At 31.9% G+C, this 20,258-nt stretch carries 17 protein-coding genes, 1 tRNA gene and 1 pseudogene; 7 read left to right on the plus strand and 12 right to left on the minus strand.

Annotated features, from left to right (window positions below; all coding sequences use genetic code 11):
• Nucleotides 1-6: 6 nt before the first annotated feature.
• The 4 genes from hemE to hemA all read right to left on the minus strand — a co-directional run bounded on the left by hemE (nucleotide 7) and on the right by hemA (nucleotide 4,035).
• Nucleotides 7-1,032, minus strand: a complete 1,026-nt coding sequence (gene hemE / locus P8H50_RS00670) for a uroporphyrinogen decarboxylase (RefSeq protein WP_300204346.1) — start codon at nucleotides 1,030-1,032, stop codon at nucleotides 7-9.
• A gap of 40 nt (nucleotides 1,033-1,072) precedes the next feature.
• Nucleotides 1,073-1,159: transfer RNA gene (locus tag P8H50_RS00675), tRNA-Ser, on the minus strand.
• Between the two features lie 40 nt (nucleotides 1,160-1,199).
• Entirely contained in the window at nucleotides 1,200-2,783 is a 1,584-nt protein-coding gene (gene hemC / locus P8H50_RS00680; RefSeq protein ID WP_300204350.1) for a hydroxymethylbilane synthase, read from the minus strand.
• Nucleotides 2,776-4,035 carry a glutamyl-tRNA reductase gene (hemA, locus tag P8H50_RS00685; protein WP_300204355.1) on the minus strand — a complete coding sequence of 420 codons (1,260 nt, stop codon included), beginning with the start codon at nucleotides 4,033-4,035 and terminating at the stop codon, nucleotides 2,776-2,778. Before hemA ends, hemC begins: the two co-directional genes overlap by 8 nt.
• Before the next feature lie 178 nt (nucleotides 4,036-4,213).
• On the opposite strand from hemA, the gene P8H50_RS00690 reads away from it, so the two are divergent.
• On the plus strand, nucleotides 4,214-5,116 hold the full coding sequence (locus tag P8H50_RS00690; protein ID WP_300204359.1) for an AraC family transcriptional regulator: 903 nt from the start codon (nucleotides 4,214-4,216) through the stop codon (nucleotides 5,114-5,116).
• A gap of 73 nt (nucleotides 5,117-5,189) precedes the next feature.
• On the opposite strand, the gene P8H50_RS00695 is transcribed toward P8H50_RS00690, so the two are convergent.
• Complete coding sequence (locus P8H50_RS00695) at nucleotides 5,190-8,006, minus strand: TraB/GumN family protein (RefSeq protein ID WP_300204364.1); 2,817 nt, start codon at nucleotides 8,004-8,006, stop codon at nucleotides 5,190-5,192.
• On the minus strand, nucleotides 7,930-8,661 hold the full coding sequence (locus P8H50_RS00700; RefSeq protein WP_300204368.1) for a TraB/GumN family protein: 732 nt from the start codon (nucleotides 8,659-8,661) through the stop codon (nucleotides 7,930-7,932). Before P8H50_RS00700 ends, P8H50_RS00695 begins: the two co-directional genes overlap by 77 nt.
• A gap of 212 nt (nucleotides 8,662-8,873) precedes the next feature.
• Here P8H50_RS00700 and hemH point away from each other — a divergent pair, with 212 nt between their 5' ends.
• The 4 genes from hemH (at nucleotide 8,874) to P8H50_RS00720 (ending at nucleotide 12,978) form a co-directional block, all read left to right on the plus strand.
• A complete protein-coding gene (gene hemH, locus P8H50_RS00705; RefSeq protein ID WP_300204372.1) occupies nucleotides 8,874-9,914 on the plus strand; it encodes a ferrochelatase in 1,041 nt (346 codons plus the stop codon).
• Nucleotides 9,915-9,917: 3 nt separating this feature from the next.
• Nucleotides 9,918-10,466, plus strand: coding sequence for a CopD family protein (locus P8H50_RS00710; RefSeq protein ID WP_300204377.1), 549 nt, complete (start codon nucleotides 9,918-9,920; stop codon nucleotides 10,464-10,466).
• A 140-nt stretch (nucleotides 10,467-10,606) separates the two neighbouring features.
• On the plus strand, nucleotides 10,607-12,058 hold the full coding sequence (locus tag P8H50_RS00715) for an ATP-binding protein (protein WP_300204380.1): 1,452 nt from the start codon (nucleotides 10,607-10,609) through the stop codon (nucleotides 12,056-12,058).
• Between the two features lie 137 nt (nucleotides 12,059-12,195).
• Nucleotides 12,196-12,978, plus strand: a complete 783-nt coding sequence (locus tag P8H50_RS00720; protein WP_300204383.1) for an enoyl-CoA hydratase-related protein — start codon at nucleotides 12,196-12,198, stop codon at nucleotides 12,976-12,978.
• A gap of 48 nt (nucleotides 12,979-13,026) precedes the next feature.
• On the opposite strand, the gene P8H50_RS00725 is transcribed toward P8H50_RS00720, so the two are convergent.
• From P8H50_RS00725 to P8H50_RS00740, 4 genes are all read right to left on the minus strand, one after another.
• Nucleotides 13,027-13,680 carry an HD domain-containing protein gene (locus tag P8H50_RS00725; protein ID WP_300204386.1) on the minus strand — a complete coding sequence of 218 codons (654 nt, stop codon included), beginning with the start codon at nucleotides 13,678-13,680 and terminating at the stop codon, nucleotides 13,027-13,029.
• A 1-nt stretch (nucleotide 13,681) separates the two neighbouring features.
• On the minus strand, nucleotides 13,682-14,668 hold the full coding sequence (locus P8H50_RS00730) for an acyl-ACP desaturase (protein ID WP_300204391.1): 987 nt from the start codon (nucleotides 14,666-14,668) through the stop codon (nucleotides 13,682-13,684).
• 4 nt (nucleotides 14,669-14,672) lie between these two features.
• Nucleotides 14,673-15,410: a lysophospholipid acyltransferase family protein gene (locus P8H50_RS00735; protein WP_300204394.1), complete on the minus strand. Its 738-nt coding sequence runs from the start codon at nucleotides 15,408-15,410 to the stop codon at nucleotides 14,673-14,675.
• A gap of 109 nt (nucleotides 15,411-15,519) precedes the next feature.
• Entirely contained in the window at nucleotides 15,520-15,930 is a 411-nt protein-coding gene (locus tag P8H50_RS00740; protein ID WP_300204398.1) for a BrxA/BrxB family bacilliredoxin, read from the minus strand.
• A gap of 273 nt (nucleotides 15,931-16,203) precedes the next feature.
• Between P8H50_RS00740 and P8H50_RS00745 the strand changes: the two are divergent.
• A pseudogene (locus tag P8H50_RS00745) lies at nucleotides 16,204-17,018 on the plus strand (molecular chaperone DjiA).
• 235 nt (nucleotides 17,019-17,253) lie between these two features.
• The gene (locus P8H50_RS00750; protein ID WP_300204402.1) at nucleotides 17,254-17,814 is read left to right on the plus strand and encodes a hypothetical protein; all 561 of its coding nucleotides are present in this window, start codon (nucleotides 17,254-17,256) and stop codon (nucleotides 17,812-17,814) included.
• Here the strand turns inward: P8H50_RS00750 and P8H50_RS00755 are convergent.
• Both P8H50_RS00755 and P8H50_RS00760 read right to left on the minus strand, forming a co-directional pair.
• Nucleotides 17,811-18,971 carry a metal ABC transporter permease gene (locus tag P8H50_RS00755; protein ID WP_300204406.1) on the minus strand — a complete coding sequence of 387 codons (1,161 nt, stop codon included), beginning with the start codon at nucleotides 18,969-18,971 and terminating at the stop codon, nucleotides 17,811-17,813. The genes P8H50_RS00750 and P8H50_RS00755 overlap by 4 nt on opposite strands.
• Nucleotides 18,964-20,091: a metal ABC transporter permease gene (locus tag P8H50_RS00760; protein ID WP_300204410.1), complete on the minus strand. Its 1,128-nt coding sequence runs from the start codon at nucleotides 20,089-20,091 to the stop codon at nucleotides 18,964-18,966. Before P8H50_RS00760 ends, P8H50_RS00755 begins: the two co-directional genes overlap by 8 nt.
• Nucleotides 20,092-20,258: the final 167 nt, after the last annotated feature.

Consider the following 20,258-nt stretch of genomic DNA (forward strand, 5'->3'; position numbering starts at 1 on the left):
TAATATTTACGCCTTGTATTCCTTAACAGCGTCTATAAATGCTTTAGCGTTTTCTAACGGAATATTTGGTAAAATACCATGACCTAAATTTACAATGTATTTGTCTTTACCAAATTCGTTAATCATTTGGTGAACCATTTTCTTTATCTCTGAAGGTGGTGAAAACAACCTTGTAGGATCAAAATTTCCTTGTAAAGTTATATTTCCACCAGTTAAATAACGTGCGTTTCTTGCAGAACAAGTCCAATCTATACCTAAAGCAGAAGCTCCAGATTTAGACATCTCACCAAGAGCAAACCAACAACCTTTTCCAAAAGCAATTACTGGTGTTTCGTCTTTTAAAGCATTTATTATTTGTTGGATATATTGCCAAGAAAATTCTTGATAATCTACTGGAGAAAGCATTCCTCCCCAAGAATCAAATACTTGAACAGCATTTACACCTGCTTTTACTTTTTCTTTTAAATAGGCTATTGTAGTATCTGTGATTTTTTGTAATAATTGGTGTGCAGCGATTGGATTAGTAAAACAAAATTCTTTGGCTTTATCAAAGTTTTTAGAGCCTTGACCTTGAACACAATAACAAAGAATGGTCCATGGAGAACCTGCAAAACCAATTAATGGAATGTCGTTGTTTAGTTTTTCCTTAGTCATTTTAATAGCTTCGTAAACATAGCCTAAGCTTTCTTTTACGTCTGGTACAATAACATTGTCGACATCTTTTTGAGTACGTACAGGATTTGGCAAATAAGGACCAAAGTTTGGTTTCATTTGTACTTCTATATTCATGGCCTGTGGAATTACTAAAATATCACAGAATAAAATAGCGGCATCCATTCCATATCGTCTAATAGGTTGAACAGTTATTTCACTTGCTAATTCTGGTGTTTGGCAACGTGTAAAGAAATCGTATTTAGCCTTTATCTCCATAAATTCTGGCAAATACCTTCCTGCTTGTCTCATCATCCAAACTGGTGGACGCTCAACGGTTTCTCCTTTTAATGCTCTTAAAAATAAATCGTTTTTAATCATAATCTACTCTAACCTTAATTGGTTATTACGTTAGTTATTGCAGAGAGTAAGGGATTCGAACCCTTGGTACCTTTGCAGGTACACTACCTTTCCAAGGTAGCACGATCGGCCGCTCTGTCAACTCTCTTTTTATATTTTATTTTCATTCTAGTTTTAAGCCAAAAAAGCTATACATAGTGTTCGTTAACCAATTCAATTACACTTTCAACAGTAGGAAGCTTAGCAACTCTAACATCTTTAAAATGTTTACTAGCCTCTTTTGCTGTAGAATCGCCAATACAAAACGCAATGGTATTATCTTCTACTGTATTTTCCTGTTTATAGCTTTTAACCGTAGATGGACTATAAAACATGACGCCTTCTACGTTACTATCTATTTTTATGCCATCAAATTTTGTTTGATAGGCCTCAATTTCGTTTACTTTTATATTGTTTTCTTCGAGAATATTAGGTAAATCGTCTAGTCTTAAATCACTACAGAAATAAGACACTTCGCTACCTTCCATGAATTCAACTAAATGTTCTGCTAATTTTTTAGCATTGTTTTCGCTGTGTTTTACTTTTCCTATTCTGTTTTCTACTAAACGTTTTGTTCGACGGCCAACACAGTATATGTTTTTAAATTGCAGTTCGATTGCAGAAAAGTTTGTTAGTAAAGCTTCTACAGCATTTTTACTTGTAATGACAACATTCTCAATCTCATTTTTTAAGAATCTTGGTGCAATTCTATTTAAGCTAATTTTAATAAAATCGCTACTTTTAGCATTTACTTTCTCATTAAACAATAAACGTTGATCTTCTGTAAAAGATTTTGTTGAATAGATATTTGTTGGCTTACTAGATTGTTTAATAGCATCCATTAATCGCTTACCTCCTTTATCTATAACGTAATTGGCACACCACTGAGCTAAATCGGTATGTTCGCCTAGCGCTTTTACACGTTCTACAGTAATTTTTTTAGTACCATTAGGACTTAATAAAACACCCTCAAAATAAACTTCTTCGTCTTTTATATAACATAGAGCACCAATAGGAGCAGTACATCCACCTTCTAATCGGTTTAAAAACTCACGTTCTATGGTTGTGCAAATTTCAGTCTCTTTGTCATTTATTTCTGCTAAAATATCGAGTATTTCATCATCTTTTTCTAAAGCAGTTGTCATAATTGCACCTTGACCAGGAGCAGGAACCATCCATTCTAAATTATCTGCTGTTTCTGGGCGCACGTCTAAACGACCAAGACCAGCTGCAGCAAATATGGCAGCATTCCAATGTTTTGTATTATTTAATTTTTCTAAACGTGTCGCCACATTACCACGAATATCTTCTATGGTATGTGTTGGATAACGGTTGAGCCATTGTGCTTTTCTACGTAAACTACTAGTTGCAATAACAGCTTCTCGTCCACCTAAAAATTCTTCAGTTCCTTTAAAAACGATGGTATCGCGAACATTACCACGTTTCATTACTGCGCCTTGAACAATACCTTTTGGTAAAATAGTTGGTACATCTTTTAGGGAATGCACAGCAATGTCTATTTCTCCATTTAGCATAGCAATATCTAGAGTTCTGGTAAATATTCCAGTAATACCAAGTTCGTAAAGTGGTTTATCTAAAACAATGTCACCAGTAGACTTTACAGGTACTAGAATTGTTTTATGCCCTAGGTTTTCTAATTGATTTCTTACTGCGTTGGCTTGATATAATGCTAACTCACTGTCGCGAGTTCCTATTCTAATTGTTCTAGACATTTTTTAGTGGTTCTAACTGAAATACTTTTTGAATAAGTTCCAGGCTTTCGTTTGTAGAAATGGCGTCTTCTTTTAAATGATGCGCGAAGTGATTTGTTATTTTTTGAATGAGTTTATTACTAATTAACTCTGCTTGCGCTTCGTTAAAGTCGGCATTTTTTTTACGTTGTGTCTCTAATTCTGTTTTTTTAAAGTCTTGTAATTTAATTTTTAAAGCTTTAATTGTGGGCGCAAATTTTCTTGTTTCTAACCAACTATTGAATTCTGTTTTTACGTCTTCAATAATACTTTCGGCTAATGGGATTTGTAGTTTCCTCTTTTGTAATGTTTCATCGGTAATTTGCGATAAATCGTCTAAATGAAACAGATTAACATTATTTAGTTCCTTAACGTTACTGTTAACGTTTTTTGGAATTGATAAATCTAAAATGAGTAATTCTTTTTTAGATTGAATAATATGTTTATCTATTGTTGGGTTTTGTGCTCCAGTGGCAACAATTAAAATATCTGAAGCATTAATTTCTTCTTGCAGATTTGCATAATCTTTTACAACTAAGTTAAATTTTCCTGCTATAGCCTCTGCTTTTCCTTTTGTTCTATTAATTAAGGTAATTTGTTCGTTTTTGGTATGCTTTACCAGGTTTTCGCAGGTATTTCTTCCTATTTTTCCTGTTCCGAAGAGTAAAATGTTTTTTTCTGAAATATGCTCTACATGTTTCATTATATATTGCACAGAAGCAAAAGAAACAGAAGTTGCACCTGAAGATATATTGGTTTCTGTTTTTATTCGCTTACTAGCTTGAATAACTGCATTTACCAAGCGCTCTATAAAGTGATTAAGTAAACCTTGTTTTTTTGAAGCTCTTGCAGCTGTTTTTAACTGACTTATTATTTCGAAATCACCAAGAATCTGGCTGTCTAAACCAGAACCAACCCGAAACATGTGAGAAACAGCTTCTTTATTTTTGTACACATAAGCCACTTTTTGAAATTCTTCTACTGTGCCCTTTGTGTTATCGCAAAGTAATTTTATAAGTTGAAAAGGATGTTCTGCAAAACCAAAAATCTCTGTTCGGTTACAGGTAGAAGTTACTATTAAACTCTCGATATTATTAGCTTTTGCTTGCTCTAACAGCATTTGTTTAGCCTCTTCACTTAGGCTAAAATTACCACGAATTTCAGCATCGGCTTTTTTGTAGCTTAAGCCAATGGCATAAAATGTTGTGCTTTTTGAGATGTTGTATTGTTTCATAAATCTAACTACAGCAAAAGTAATAGCTAAAAAATCTTAAAAACAACGATAAAAGAACTATTAATATCGATTCTGGTTTTTTTGCGTTGTTTTTTAATTATTTTCTTTTTAAGGACTATATTTGTTATGGAAACAAGCTTTTTTTGTTTTATAATTTAGAATAAATCTAAATAGTATTGTGACAAATTTAGAAAAGATAAGTAACAAAAGTATCGCTAGAGGTTTTTTTGTAGAAACACTTGCAGACGATGGTGTTTTTATTTTAACTCATCAAAATGAGACACAGGATGTTAAGGTTATAGAACGAGAAATTGATAGTCGTTATATTCAATTTCATTTTTGTGTTAAAGGTAATGCTCAATTTTTATTTAATAATGGTAATTATACCATAAATCTTGCTGAAGAAACTTCTTTATTATTATATAATCCACAACGTGATCTGCCTATTCACCTAGAAGTTAAACCTCATTCTTGGTTGGTATCTGTTATTATTTCAATAAAAAAATTTCATGGTTTATTTTCTCAAGAAGCCAATTATATTACATTTTTGAGTGAAGATAATCGTGATAAAAAATATTATAAAGATGGTAAAATATCACCATCAATGGCCATTGCACTAAATCAGTTGGTAAACTACAATCTTAACCATAGCATAAGAAACATTTATTTTAAAGCGAAAGCTTACGAGGTTTTAAGTTTGTATTTTAATAAAAGTGAAGATGCAGATATAGAACAATGCCCATTTTTAGTTGACGAGTCTAATGTTATAAAAATTAGAAAGGCTAAAGATATTGTAATATCAAGACTAGCAGAGCCACCAACGCTACAGGAATTAGCAAACGAAATTGGTTTAACACTCAAGAAATTAAAAGAAGGGTTTAAACAAATTTATGGAGATTCTGTTTTTAGTTTTTTGTTAGATTATAAAATGGAAGTAGCTAGAAAACTACTTGAATCTGGTACACATAATGTAAACGAAGTTGGTTTAAAAGTAGGTTACAGTACATCTAGCCATTTTATTGCTGCTTTTAAGAAAAAGTATGGGACAACGCCTAAGAAGTACGTGCAGTCTATTGGTTAGAGTTTTTGAGACAGAATACTAAATTAAAAAACACAAATACTTATAACCTACTTAAATAGGTTTTCAAGAAGTTTTATCTCCTATTTATGTGCTTTCTTGTTTTATACTTCACTAAGTCTAAAACATCATCTATTAGTTCTTCTTCTTTATCATTTTCATCTATGTATTTTCCACTGTAACTAGACTCAAAATATATATTTGTAACTAATTTGTTGTTTTTTTTTGTCTCTAAAAATGCAGCATAGTAAAGCTTACTCGAATCGTTATAGTCTTTCTTTTTAACCAATTTAAAAAAGTAAATGGTGCCTTTTTTATTGTTATCTGTTTCAAAAAATTTTTGGGCTAAAAAAGAAATGGAATCTCTTCCAGTTTCAATATTTACATCGCTAAAAAGATATGATTTTGCATACTTTAATTGAGATATCTCTTCCAATAAGTAAGGTTCTCTAAGTCCTAAATCATACAACTTATCTACCAATAGCGATTGATTTCTGTAATCGTAAAGTGTTTTGTTTTTAAGCTTAGCAGGAATTGGCTCTTTCGCTTTTTCTAATAAAACATAATAGGTGGTTAAAGCTTCTGCATTATCACAATCAATTAATTTCTCGAAAAAAGCTTTAGCTTGAGCTTCTTTTCTAAACGGGAAAATTAGCTTTACGTAGCTATAGAGTGAGCTATTTCTAGAGCCATAACCAGAGGCTTCACTTATACTGCGTTTAATTTCTATTTTACCATCGTTAATTATTGTTTTTTTATACTTTTTGTAGTCTTTAGATTTTACAATGCTACTGTCTTTTAGTTTTGCTAATAAATTATAAACTGGCTCTTTATACTCTTGAATACTTGTGTATTCTAAAAGTTCTGGAAATAAAGCTTTTTTAAGTGCTAAAGAGTCTTTATAGGTATAAAACAAAGAGCTAACAGCATATTGCTCGAGTGGTAAATCTTTACGCATGAGTGCTAAGACTTCTTTATTTAGCGTTCTGTCTTTTTTATTAAGAAAGGCCTTTAATATGGCGGTTTGAATTTTTGGATTAGAGTAAGACTCTGCATATAAATCTTTTAAAAACGGAACTGCTTTTTTCTCATCTAGTTTTATAAGCTCATTTATTAAATTTATTTTAATTTTCTCTTTGTTTTCTGGAAATTCAAAGTTTTTAACTAAGTCTATAATAGTATTCGTATGCGATGTATTGAATTTTAATAAATCGAATGCATTAAAAACAATACTGTCGTCTTTTTTTAGAGCTTCAAAAAACAGTCCTGTTTTATCTTTAAAAACAGACTTTCCCATTACGGTGTCTATTGGTTTAAACGTTTCATAAAAATTTGTAATAAATGGAGACGGATTAGTTATAGAATCGTTTAGTGATTTAATGGTATATAACACACCTTCTTTTAAAATATGCTTTACTTTAATTGATTTTGCACTAAGAGTATCTGAAAGTGTGTAACTATAGGTATAAATATTATCCTTTTTTGTTTTTTTAGTATGACCAATTTTTAATGGTTTAGTATTGTCTACATTATATTTTGATAATTTTGCATCATCCATTTCTTGCCACAAACTATCAATATCTGTGTACATTTGAAAGTCATGAAACTTAGTTCTACTTACATAAATCTGCTCATTAGCCTTAGAGTAGTAGCTTGCTTGTTTGGTCTCAGCTTCGTAGTCTTTGTTTTTATTATTGTTGTAGCTATTACGTCTTGATATTACAGGTTTTGTATTGGTTAATACAGTAAAATGCAAGGAAGTATCGGTTCTGGTTTCAAAACCATCATGAGTTGTTTTGTTAAACTTAAAGGAACTAAAAAAGGCTTTAGCTTTATTTTTCTCGAAACCAGAGTAGCCTAACAAATAATAACTTCCGTCTTTTACAATAGTTTTTAAATGGATTTTTCTTTTGGAAACCGAATCGAATGTAGCAATAGCCTCGTAACTTTTATAAGTTCTGTTATTATATTTGCCAGACATACTATCGTCTATTTTTAACTCCTTAAAAAAGTTTTCTGCTATGTATTTGGCTTCAAATTCGTCTTCTTCTATGTAATAAGTATCATGGTTTACAGATTCTTTTAAAAAATAATAATTTTCGCCAATATTGGCTTGAATTAATTTATTTCCAGCATTATTAAGATTGTCCTGTGTGTTAAATTTAGGTAAACGCACTTGGTATTTACCATATGGAGATTTAAAAGTTTCTATAATTTTAGAAGGTGTTTTAAACCGAATAGATTCGAAAAGCACTTTTTCATAATCTAAAACGTAATGTTTAGGACCTCCAAATTTTATAATTATAAGTTCTAAAGGTGTTTTGTAAATATGATACTTTTGGTAATCGCCTTTCTTTGTTTTGTTTAAAACGCTTAAGCCAGGAAAAGGACTTGTTATTATTTTTTTTGAAATAATATCGCCAGGAATATCTTCAAATAGAAAGTTCTCTAAACGCTCTAACGTAATGTTATCTTCACTTGGTAAAAACTCTAATAAATTAAACCTGCTTATAGTTAAAAAAGCACCATTAGTCATATCTGGTGAAACAGAGAATTTTTGACCATTATAGAAAAAATCTTTAAGGTCGTTAAAACTATTCATAGTTATAAAACCATCTGCTGTAGTGTATTCTTTTAAACTAGGTGGAGCAATAAAGTCTTCTATTTTTTGCTTTTGCTCTTGACCATTTTTTGTTTGTTCAGAAAGCAACGCTTTTACAGTATAACCTTTATCTCGAAGCGATTTAAGCATACCACGTTTTCCTGGTAAATGCGCAGCACCAACACCAGCAAAAACAGACTTATTCTGTATTATACTATCTAACTTTAACCATATTATCGTTACGAATAAACAACATATGCTCTCTAAAATATGGCGTGTTAGAGGCTTCACCAATAGAGTCTAAAAGTGCTAAGTTACGTTCGCGATAGGTGTTTTCTTGTAACAAATATGGGCTTTCTTTTTCATAAACCTCTGTAAGCCAAGGATCCATTTTTTTCTTGTAAGCATTTGTACTCGCTTTAGCTGTTAAGTACTCTGCCTCTTCTAAGTACTCTAGGCTTATTATAGATTTATTTTGCTTTTTTCCTGCTTGATAAATAAACATATCAAGATAGGTTTCTTCTTCAAAATTATCTAATTGCGAGTTTTTTCTATATAAATAGCCATTAAGCATTCTATTATCTTGCCTAATGGCTCCCCTAATTAAAAGTTCGTCTGGATGTTCTAAATTAAATAAAGAAGTGTAGAACCCATCTTTATAGTTACTACTAAAATTTTGAGGCGATAAAATTGCTGTTTTATAACTATGGTCTAACCAAGTAGATGGATCGCTTTCTAATGCAATAGCTTCACTTTTTTCAAGAGCTTCAAAAAAAACATCGTCTAATCTAAAGGCAACCTTTTTACTAACATGCATAGTACCATAGATGTAAGAGGATTGTTTTAAACCATTGCCAGAAATCTCCCAAAGTAAACTTTGTTCCTGTTCTTGAGAAAAACTAATAAACCCTATAAATAGAAAAAGCAATCGAAACGTTTTATGCATAGATTTGTTTTTGTGCGAATAGTAAATATATTTAATTCGTTTAAACTTAAAGTAAAATATAGAAATTTAACTTGTTTATAACATAACCAGCGTTTTAAACTATAGATAAATACCATTTAGTATTGTATTTTTGCTAAAAAGAAAAAGAAAGCAGATTTCTATCTTTACTGGAACAACTTCAGGAAAAAACGGAAATAAAATAAAGATAATTAATGAAAGGAGCACTACTCGTAAACTTAGGATCACCAGACAGCCCAGAACCTAAAGATGTAAAAAAATACTTAGGCGAATTTTTAATGGACGAACGTGTAATCGATGTGCCACTTTGGGCAAGAACATTACTAGTAAAAGGTATTATTTTAAATACAAGACCAAAAGCCTCTGCAAAAGCCTATAAAAAAATATGGTGGGAAGAAGGTTCGCCATTAATTGTATTGTCTGAGCAGTTACAGGAAAAAGTTCAAGAACACGTTGCTTTTCCTGTTGCACTTGCTATGCGTTATGGAAGTATGACTATTAAAAAAGGACTACAAGAATTGGTAGATAAAGGTTGTGACGAGGTGTTTTTGGTACCTTTATATCCACAATTTGCAATGGCAACAACAGAGACTATTTTAGTTTTAGCCGAAGAGATAAGACAAGCACATTTTCCAAACCTTAAAATAGAGTCTTTAAAACCTTTTTATAACAATCCAGAATATATTTCAGTCCTAGCCAACAGCATAAAAGAAGACTTAAAAGATAAAGAATATGAGCATTTGCTCTTCTCATATCATGGTATTCCAGAACGACATATACGTAAAAGCGATATCACTAAATCGCACTGTAAACCAAGCAATAAAGAAAATTGTGTCTGTTGCAAAACACCAAGCAAAGCACACGAATTTTGTTATAAACATCAATGTAAAGAAGTTACGCGTCTAGTTGGTGAGTATTTAGAATTGGAACCAGATACGTATTCTACTTCTTTTCAATCCCGTTTAGGTTTCGATCCTTGGTTACAACCATATACAGATAGAACCATAGAGCGTTTAGGTAAAAAAGGCATTAAAAATATGGCTATTGTAACACCTGCTTTTGTAAGCGATTGTTTAGAAACTTTAGAAGAAATAGCAATGGAAGGCGAAGAAATTTTCCACGAAGTAGGCGGAAAAGACTTTACTACTATTCCTTGTTTAAACACTAATAAAGATTGGGTAGTGTTTCTTGCAAAACAAATTAACGAATGGTCTAAAGCAAAAGTACAAGCTTAGAACATGGAATATTATTTTTACATAAAAGCCTTACACCTTATTTTTGTAATCACATGGTTTGCAGGATTGTTTTACATTCCAAGGTTATTTGTGTACCATATAGAATCTTCTCAAAAACCATCACCAGAAAAAGAGATACTAACCAAGCAATTAAAACTAATGTCAAAACGTTTATGGTCTATAATAGCATGGCCATCAGCTATTTTAGCAGTGTTTTTTGGGTTACTATTATTTTATTTAAATCCCTATTTAATACAAAACAGCTGGATGCAAGTAAAATTGGGTTTTATAGTTTTACTCATCATATATCATTTGCAAACACATGTTTATTATAAACAATTACAGAATGATGTTGTAAAAAAGTCATCTAATTTTATGCGTATTTGGAACGAAGGCGCAACCTTTATTCTATTTGCAGTAATTTTTTTAGTTTTATTAAAAAGTGCTTTCAATTGGATTTTTGGCGTCTTAGGTATTTTTATTTTAGGCCTACTATTAATGTTAGGTTTTAAGGTTTATAAAAACATTAGAAATACAAATCCAGAAGCCTAGTTTTTTTTGCATTCCCTAAAGGTCGTGTTTTACACTATATCTTTTTTTTGCATTTAGGCAACAAAAAAAAGGATGCCGTTTCAACCACTAACGCGAAATAGTGGTTCGATTATTGTTATCTTTAATGCAACAAAAAACAAATGAAGTTAAAAAAGCTGTCTTTACGAACCAGAATATTCATAGCCATGATTTTGCTGGTATTATTGTCTTCAATTTTAATTGCTGCAGTTTCTATATACCAATATAACGAAGAAACCCAAGACTATCACAAACAGCGTCTAGACAGAAAAGAAACCGCTATTATTAGAAGTTTAGATTTTGTTATTCGCGAAACTACATTTCCAGTAACAACAGCAAATGTGCCGCTAATTTTTAAAACTAAAATCTACGAAGTTGCAGAGGTACATAACATACAAATAAACCTGTACGATTTAGAAGGCTCTTTGCTTATTTCATCTAAAGCAGATATAAAACAAGAAGTTACCGAAAAATGTCTAGAACCAAACGTTTTAAATGCATTATCCAACACTGCAGAGCATCGTTTCGAAGAACGTCGAGAGGAAGAAGATAAAGCTTGGAGATCTTCTTATCTCTATATTACAGATGCAAAATTTAAAGATTTAGCAATATTAAATTTACCTTATTTAGAGAAAGATGATTTTCTAGCAAAAGAACTTGAAGAGTTTCTAGAACGGCTAGCGTATACTTCATTGCTTGTTATGCTTGCTGCAGTTGCACTTGCTTTTTTCTTGTCAAAATACATTACTAAATCGCTAAAAACCATTAGCGAAAAAATGAAGAATACGCGATTAGAGAAACGTAACGAAAAAATAAATATTAAAAACACAAGTGAAGAAATTGCAGTATTAGTGAACTCTTACAATAGCATGATTGACGAACTAGAAGAAAGTGCAGTGCAATTAGCTACAAGCGAGCGTGAACAAGCTTGGCGAGAAATGGCAAAACAAGTAGCGCACGAAATTAAAAACCCATTAACACCAATGCGTTTAAGTGTCCAAAGTTTTCAACGTAAATTTAATCCTGAAGATGAGAATATTCATCAAAAAGTAGATGAATATTCTAAAACGTTAATCCAGCAAATAGATACTATGAGTTCTATAGCAAGCGCCTTTTCTAACTTTGCGAAAATGCCAGCTCAAAAAAACGAAATGCTTAATGTTGTTGAGGTTGTAGATTTAACACTCGATATTTTTAACGAAGACTACATTACGTTTCAGTCTAATACACAAGAGATTATAGCAAAATTTGATAGAACACAACTTATTAGAGTTATTACAAATTTAATTAAAAATGGCATTCAAGCGATTCCTCAAGACAAGCAACCAGAGATTCTTGTTAATGTTTCAGACGAAAATAATTTTGTTAAAATTACAGTTTCAGATAATGGAATTGGTATAACCGATGAAAATAAATCAAAGATTTTTGAACCTAAATTCACCACAAAATCTAGCGGAATGGGATTAGGCTTGGCTATGGTAAAAAATATTATGGAAACTTATGGAGGAACAATTACCTTTGTAACAGAAAAAGGCAAAGGCACAATTTTTACGGTGGCTTTTCCTAAAAATTAAAACGTTCTCGATACAGAATTCTTAAAAAAGAATTTTACTAAAACTGATAGATCAATTTATTTTGTCACTTCGAGTAATTTTTGAAGCACGAGAAAACAGTAACAATAAGCCAAATAAAATAAAAAACAACATTTTATATGACATACGAAAACATACTTTCAGATTATCAAAATGGTATTACAACTATAACCATAAATAGACCTTCAAAATTAAACGCTTTAAACAAAGCAACCATAGAAGAACTTCATGAAGCTTTTAAAGCGGCAAATAATGATAATGAAACTAAAGTAATCATTATCACAGGAAGTGGCGAAAAAGCCTTTGTTGCAGGAGCAGATATTAGTGAGTTTGCAAACTTTAATATAGAGAATGGAGGTAAGCTAGCTGCAAAAGGGCAAGAATTGTTGTTCGATTTTGTAGAGCATTTAAGCACTCCAGTAATAGCAGCAGTTAATGGCTTTGCACTTGGTGGTGGTTTAGAATTGGCAATGGCAGCACATTTTAGAGTGGCCAGCGATAATGCAAAAATGGGATTGCCAGAAGTCTCATTAGGTGTAATTCCTGGTTATGGAGGTACACAACGTCTACCTCAACTAGTAGGTAAAGGTCGTGCTATGGAAATGATTATGACAGCAGGAATGATAGATGCAAATACAGCCAAAGATTACGGTTTGGTTAACCACGTAGTAACACAAGAAGAACTAATACCATTGACCAAAAAAATTGCCAGCAAAATCATACGTAATTCTACAGTCGCAATTAGTAAAGCTATAAAAGCAGTTAATGCTAATTATCAAGATGGCGTTAATGGTTATGAAACTGAAATAAAACAATTTGGAGATTGTTTTGGTACCGAAGACTTTAAAGAAGGTACAACAGCTTTTTTAGAAAAACGTAAGGCTGAATTTCCTGGGAAATAAGACTTAAATTAAATTTAACCTCATGGTAATATTTATTATGAGGTTTTTTTATTTCTCACCTTTACATTCCGCAAAAAACTGCTCTAAAAAGCCAATCATATAATCATGGCGTTTTTTTGCTATTTTTTTACCAGAATTGGTGTTCATTTTATCTTTTAAAAGTATTAGCTTCTCGTAAAAATGATTAATTGTTGGCGCAGTAGAGGCTTTATACTCCGCTTTTGTTAAATTAAGATTTGGGGTAATTTCTGGATTATAGATAGCTCTATTTTTAAAGCCACCATAGTTAAAGGCACGTGCAATACCAATGGCTCCTATAGCGTCTAGTCGGTCTGCATCTTGTACCACTTGTAATTCTAGAGAATTAAAAACATTTGTTTTTTCAATACTAGAACTAAAAGAAATGTTTTCTATAATTTTTATAACGTGTTCGATAATTACAGAATCTACACTTTTTTCAAACAGAAACTTCCTTGCTTTTTTAGGACCTACAGTATCATCTCCATCATGAAATTTACTATCGGCAATATCATGTAATAAAGCACCTAAAGCAACAATTTCTATATTTACGGTTTCATTTTTAGCAATAAGCATTGCATTATTATAAACACGCTCAATATGAAACCAATCGTGACCACCTTCTGCATTAGCCAATTCTTTTTTTACAAAAGCTTTGGTAGCTTCTATTAAATCGTAATTCATGCTATAACTTTGCAGGATCTACCCATTTAAATTGAAATGAATTTTCAGGTATTTTAATACGTTCAGACAAACGATACATTCTAGGAGGCAGTTTCATTAAATAATCTCTAGCTTTTTCAGCTTCTTCATTTAAACCAGTAATTTTTCCAATCTCCCAACGATCAATAAGTTTTTGTAAAATATCGACATAATCGTTAGATGTATAAACACCAATACGTTGAGCAGTATTCGAGAATTCTTCGAAAGCAGAACCTATTTGGCCACCAGATTCTCTTAAAAAATGTGCTGGCATAGCAATTTTTCGTTTCATCATGTCATGAAAAGCCATCATCATTTGGTTTGGATCTACAGTAAAGATGCGTTCTACAAATTCGCTGTAAGCGTGATGGTGTCTCATTTCGTCTCCAGCAATAATTTTACACATTTTAGCTAATTGTTTACTCCCTTTTTGCTTAGCAATTTTTGCAACACGATTGTGCGAAACATAGGTTGCTAACTCTTGAAAGCTGGTATAAACAAAGTTCTTATAAGGATCTCTTCCTGTACCAATATCATGTCCATCTGCAATAAGGTGTTGCGTGGTCTTTTCAATCTCTTTCATATTAACTCTCCCAGAAAGATATAAGTATTTGTTAAGCACATCTCCATGACGGTTTTCTTCACCTGTCCAATGTCTTATCCACTTAGACCATCCATTGGCTTCTATTTGGTCTATACCTTCAACATCCATGAGCCAAGATTCGTAACTTGGTAAAGCTTCTTCGGTAATCATGTCACCAACCAAAACCACCCAAAAATCATATGGGAGTTCTTTAGAAAGCTCCCTAATTTCTCTAACCTCTTCAAAAAAAGAATCTTTTGTAGAGTCTGGTAAAAAATCTGTAGGCTGCCAAATGGTATCAATAGGAATCAAATATTTTTCAATAAGAGAATCCACATCCTTTTCAAGATGTTGCATCACTTCTAATCTTACATTTTTTAATGACATATTATTATATTTTAACACTGTTTTTTATTGTTGATTCTAAATGTAAAAGAAGCTTATCTGTAGAGCTAAAGTCTTTTGCACGAATTGGTTTGTGTACTGTAAACGTTATGTGGTTGCCTGTTCCCATTGGAAATTTACCATAGCGCAACGTTTTCCATGAGTTATTAATTGTTAATGGCACAATCATAGCACTTGGAATATATTTTATTAAGGTTTCTAAGCCTTTAGTTTGAAATGGTTTTGGTTTCCCATCTCTACTTCTGGTGCCTTCAGGAAAAATAACAGCTGCACGATTTGTAGACTCTATATAATTTGCAAATTTTTTAATAGCTACAATGGCTTGTCTTGGATTTTTTCGGTCTATTAAAGCAGAGCCTCCTTTAAGCAAACTGTAAGATACACTTGGAATACCTTTGCCTAATTCTTTTTTACTCACAAATTTTACATGATGCTTTCTAAAATACCACATAATTGGTGGAATATCTGCCATACTTTGGTGATTAGACACAATTATAAGAGGTTGACTAGTACTTAGCTTATATGGATTTATTAATGTATGCCAATTACCTAAACAATTTATACATCGCATTAAACAAAACTGTAAAAGATCTGCACTTTTTCTGTGCGCATTGTAGCCAAAGCCATTAAAACATAACCATTGTATGGGATGAAATATAAGTAAACACAATCCAAAAAAAAGGAAATATATACAGGTTAATGGATAAGCTAATAGTTTTCTCATTTTTAATAAAAATCTATATTCCAAAAATAGAAAAACCACGTTTAACAAACGTGGTTTTTCTATAATACTTGGTTTAAAACAAGCTAATTAAGTTGTTTTAAAATAGGTGTTAGCAATGCTCGTTGTAAGCATCCATAAGGTTTTCTGCAATTAGTTCTGCAGAACGACCTTCAATGTGATGACGCTCTAACATGTGTACTAATTCTCCATTTTTAAATAAAGCCATACTTGGCGAACTTGGAGGAAAAGGAACCATATGCGCTCTTGCTTGGTTTACTGCTTCTTTATCTACACCTGCAAAAACAGTGACGATAGTAGTAGGTTTTTTATCGTTTTTTAAACTCATTTTTGCGCCTGGGCGTGCATTTGCTGCAGCACAACCACAAACCGAATTTACAACTACTAATGTAGTCCCTTCTTTTTTTATAGCTGCATCTACTGCCTCTACAGTGTGTAATGCTTCAAAACCTGCGTTTGTTAAATCTTCGCTCATAGGTTTTACTAATTCTGCTGGATACATATCTTTTATAATTTATATTATTATTCCATTTATGCAAAGTTAATCAAAAACTGTGCAATAATTATTATTGCTTACTCATATAACACTTATGGTGCCATAAGGTCAGGCTATCACTACTTAAGCTTTACTTGGCATTTAAAAATAAAGTTTATATTGAGTATAGTTTAATTTTTAAGTTGTTAATGGGTTTATTTATCAAGTGACATAGCGAACCATACTAATTGACAACTAACAAAGTATTATATTTACAATCTTAAAATTTTAGTTATATCAATGAATGGATTAAAATGGATTGGCGTCACCTTAGGTTGGTCTTTTGGTGGACCAATAGGTGCAATAATAGGATTGCAATTGGTAGTATAGGCGATGCTTTCGCATCTGGTAAAGGCGGTTTTTTACTAGGTGATGGAGACCATCCGTTTGGCAGCCAACAATCACGACAAGGTAGAAGACCTCAATACGAACAAAGACCAAATTATAGAACACAGCAAGAACGACGTGACCAAACAACTTCTGGAGATTTTGAAGTAAGTTTACTGGTTTTAGCATCTGTAGTTATAAAAGCAGATGGTAAACAAGACCAACGCGAATTAGATTTTGTGCGTAAAGAATTTGTAAAAATGTATGGCAAAGAGAGAGCTAATAAAGCCTTCGATTTGTTTAAACGAGTAAGCCAGCAAACCATACCATTACGTAAAGTATGCTTACAAATTCAGCACATGATGGATCACTCGTCTCGTTTACAACTCATACACTTTTTGTTCGGTATTGCAAAGGCAGATACAATGGTAACTGATGACGAAGAACTTCAAATTTTTACCATTGCAGGTTATCTAGGTATAAGTTCTCGCGATTATAATAGTATAAAAGCGATGTTTTATAATAGCAGTAATAATGCTTATAAAATTTTAGAAATCGATAAATCTGCTTCAGTAGACCAAATTAAAAAAGCTTACCGCACAATGGCCAAAAAATACCATCCAGATAAAGTAGAACATTTAGGAGATGAGCATAAAAAAGGAGCCGAAGATAAATTTAAACAAGTTCAAAAAGCTTACGAGCAGTTGCAGAAAGAACGTGGGTTTTAATGAAGAAGTTAATTATTATTTTTTTTTTTTAATATTTCATTGTATGCACAAGAGTGTGATTATGAAGAATATTATCAATTGGTTAGTCTAGCAAAAAAACAAACTGATCAAAAAGACTATATCCAAGCCAATTCTAATTTCAAAAAAAGCTTTTTTAAAAGTTGATTTTCCTTTAGGTAAAGATTTAGGCTATGCATTGCTAGTTGCACAAAAAACAAATGATGACAGCTTGGCAATGGAAATTTCTATAAAGCTTGCAAAAGGTGGAGTCCCAATTCGATATTTTACGCATCTCTATAAAATGAGTTGGTATAAAGATTTTAAAGAAAACTTTAAAACCTATACCTCTTTTTTCAAGTCGAATTATAATCAAGAGTTAAAAGATAAATGGATAGACTTAATTTTAAAAGACAGGTATTTTAACAAAGAAAGGTACCATGCTCACAGAGAAGGGGAAATAGATATAAGTTTAGAAGAACTTATTAACGAAGCATCCATGATTTCTAAAGAATTAAAAGGTATGGTTAATGTTTATGGTTTTCCACACGAAAAACAAATGGGTTACCTATATATTAAAGGTCAGAATAGAATAAGTGACTATCCTATAGATATTGTTTTAAGACATATTTATCAAAGAGGCGAACTGATTTTTGAAAATAAGGAAATAGATAATTTTATTTGCGCGGGCAATTTAAGAACAAAAGAAAATATTTCTCAGGAATCTATAGGATTATGGTATGGTCTAGGTTTAAAAAATGTGATGACGAAATTTTACAACAGATACAGTAAATACTAACCTCTAAACAAAAAGAAATCATCTTTCATATCTTCAATCTGCGCATCTCGATTTGTAATAATGTAATCGATAGCTTTAGAGGTGAAAGTGTCTCCTTTTTTTGTAAGTGAAACAATATTTTTATCAACTACAATCATATTATTTTTAAGCGCTAATTCTAGTACAGCTTTAGCTCTTACTCTTTGCCAATTAATATGCTCACGTAAATGGTTAACATGCCTTTCTTCTAACTCAGTATGGTTTTTTAAATGCAATAAAAAGGTTAATAAAGAGACTTCGGCACGTTGTTGTTTTTCGCGATATAGCACTGCAATTACACCTTTACTAGGTGCAAATAAATACACAAATAAGAAAATTAAACCTAACATTGTTGTAATTGAACCAGCAATAGAAGCATCTAACCAATGTGCAAACCAATAGCCAGAAATAGCACTTAACACACCAAAACCAATGGCAAGTGCTAGCATTTTTTTTAAATCTGTGGTTAATAGATATGCGGTTGCAGCAGGCGCAATCATTAAAGCGACTACTAAAATAGCACCAACAGCATCAAAAGCACCAACGGTTGTAACCGAAGCGACACTCATTAATCCATAGTGTATAATTGCTGGCGAAAAACCAAGAGAAGCTGCTAATCCAGCATCAAAAGTACTTACTTTTAGTTCCTTGAAAAAAGCAATTAAAAGCGTAATTGTTATAAATAAAATAACACCAATAATCCATAAGGCTTTTGGGCCAACATCTGTACCTAGAATTAATAATCTATCGAAAGGAGCGAAAGCTAATTCGCCTAATAAAACTGCATCTACATCTAAATGTACATCATTAGCGTTTTTAGCAATTAAAATAACACCAATACTAAACAAAGCCGGAAATACTAACCCAATAGCTGTATCTTCTTTTACCAAACCTGTTTTTTGAATATATTCTACCAAAACGACTGTAATAATACCAGTAAAAGCTGCAAAAAGAATTAGTATTGGAGAGTTGAGGTCTTGTGTTAAAAAGAAACCAATAACAATGCCTGGCAAAATGGAATGACTAATAGCATCGCTAATCATTGCCATTTTTCTAAGCACTAAAAAAGTGCCTGGAATAGCACAAGCTATAGAAACCAAACTTGCAATAATTTGTATTTCTATTTGAGCGTTATTCATTGTCTGTAGATTTTTTAGTGTATAAATTTGCGGCAGTTTCAAAACCAATTTTGGTTAAACTCCACATACTGCCTTTAATTTCCACATAATTTTTTTCTACTAATTTTTGAAGTGTAGAACGCGTATAACCTTGAAAATTATTTAGTAGTATAATAGCATGAGGATGCGAAATATCATCATGTGTTTCTGCAATATGATGCATGAAAGCAAGGGTTTTATGAAGCTCTAAATCACGCCTATTTTTAATAAACCGGATTTGTTTAAATAACAAACCACGACTTGGAGAAAACACAAACGAAAAGAAAACAAAAACAGAAGCCACCAAAACAATTACTGGACCTGTAGATAAATTGGTTTGACTTGCACTAATGGCTGTTCCAAAAACACCAGAAAACGCGCCAAAAATAGCAGCTAAAAACACCATAGTTGCTAAACTATTAGTCCATTGTCGTGCAGCTGCAGCAGGTGCTAAAAGCATGGCACTCATTAAAACAACACCTACAGTTTGCAAGCCTAAAACAATGGCTAAAACAATAAAACTAGTAATTAATATATCAATAAATTTAGTATTAAAACCTAATGTTGTGGTGTAGTCTGCATCAAATAATAAAAGTTTAAATTCTTTCCAAAACAGTAATAATACAAATAAACATAAGCCTGTTACAATCGCCATCATCCAAACATCACTTTCTACTAAAGTGGCTGCTTGTCCAAATAAATATTTATCTAATCCTGCTTGATTGGCATTGGGTTGTTTTTGAATAAACGTTAACAATAACATACCAAAACCAAAAAACAAAGACAAGATCAAACCTAAAGCGGTATCACTCTTTAAGTGTGTTTTTTTTACAATACCTCTTATCCAAAACGTACCAATTAAACCACTAACCAAAGCACCTAAAAGCAATGTGTTAGTGTCTTTAGCTCCAGTAATTAAAAATGCAATGGCAATACCTGGTAAAGCAGCATGAGAAATGGCATCACCAAGTAAACTTTGTTTTCTTAATACAGCAAAGCTACCAAGCATTCCTGTTACAGCTCCTAAAATCGCTGTTCCAAGTGTAATGGTTCTTAATGTGTAGTCTGTGAAAACTAATTGAAAATATTCTGTTATGTCCATTTTTGTCATTCCTGTAAAAAAAGGAATTTACTTTATTTTTTTTGTTTTGTCAGTTCGAATAATTTCGATTTTTTCGAAATGGTATCGAGAATTTTTTTTTAAGACTTCTCGATACAATTTTCTCGTGCCTCAAAAATCACTCGAAGTGACATTCTTTTTATTTCATA

Origin of the sequence: Lacinutrix sp., from assembly GCF_029238095.1 — a bacterium.
GTDB lineage: Bacteria > Bacteroidota > Bacteroidia > Flavobacteriales > Flavobacteriaceae > Lacinutrix.

Coding starts and splice junctions, on each gene's coding strand:
- hemE (WP_300204346.1), bottom strand. CDS start 1,032: ATGATTAAAAACGATTTATTTTTAAGAGCATTAAAAGGAGAAACCGTT.
- hemC (WP_300204350.1), bottom strand. CDS start 2,783: ATGTCTAGAACAATTAGAATAGGAACTCGCGACAGTGAGTTAGCATTA.
- hemA (WP_300204355.1), bottom strand. CDS start 4,035: ATGAAACAATACAACATCTCAAAAAGCACAACATTTTATGCCATTGGC.
- P8H50_RS00700 (WP_300204368.1), bottom strand. CDS start 8,661: ATGCATAAAACGTTTCGATTGCTTTTTCTATTTATAGGGTTTATTAGT.
- hemH (WP_300204372.1), top strand. CDS start 8,874: ATGAAAGGAGCACTACTCGTAAACTTAGGATCACCAGACAGCCCAGAA.
- P8H50_RS00710 (WP_300204377.1), top strand. CDS start 9,918: ATGGAATATTATTTTTACATAAAAGCCTTACACCTTATTTTTGTAATC.
- P8H50_RS00715 (WP_300204380.1), top strand. CDS start 10,607: ATGAAGTTAAAAAAGCTGTCTTTACGAACCAGAATATTCATAGCCATG.
- P8H50_RS00720 (WP_300204383.1), top strand. CDS start 12,196: ATGACATACGAAAACATACTTTCAGATTATCAAAATGGTATTACAACT.
- P8H50_RS00725 (WP_300204386.1), bottom strand. CDS start 13,680: ATGAATTACGATTTAATAGAAGCTACCAAAGCTTTTGTAAAAAAAGAA.
- P8H50_RS00730 (WP_300204391.1), bottom strand. CDS start 14,668: ATGTCATTAAAAAATGTAAGATTAGAAGTGATGCAACATCTTGAAAAG.
- P8H50_RS00735 (WP_300204394.1), bottom strand. CDS start 15,410: ATGAGAAAACTATTAGCTTATCCATTAACCTGTATATATTTCCTTTTT.
- P8H50_RS00740 (WP_300204398.1), bottom strand. CDS start 15,930: ATGTATCCAGCAGAATTAGTAAAACCTATGAGCGAAGATTTAACAAAC.
- P8H50_RS00750 (WP_300204402.1), top strand. CDS start 17,254: ATGGAAATTTCTATAAAGCTTGCAAAAGGTGGAGTCCCAATTCGATAT.
- P8H50_RS00755 (WP_300204406.1), bottom strand. CDS start 18,971: ATGAATAACGCTCAAATAGAAATACAAATTATTGCAAGTTTGGTTTCT.
- P8H50_RS00760 (WP_300204410.1), bottom strand. CDS start 20,091: ATGGACATAACAGAATATTTTCAATTAGTTTTCACAGACTACACATTA.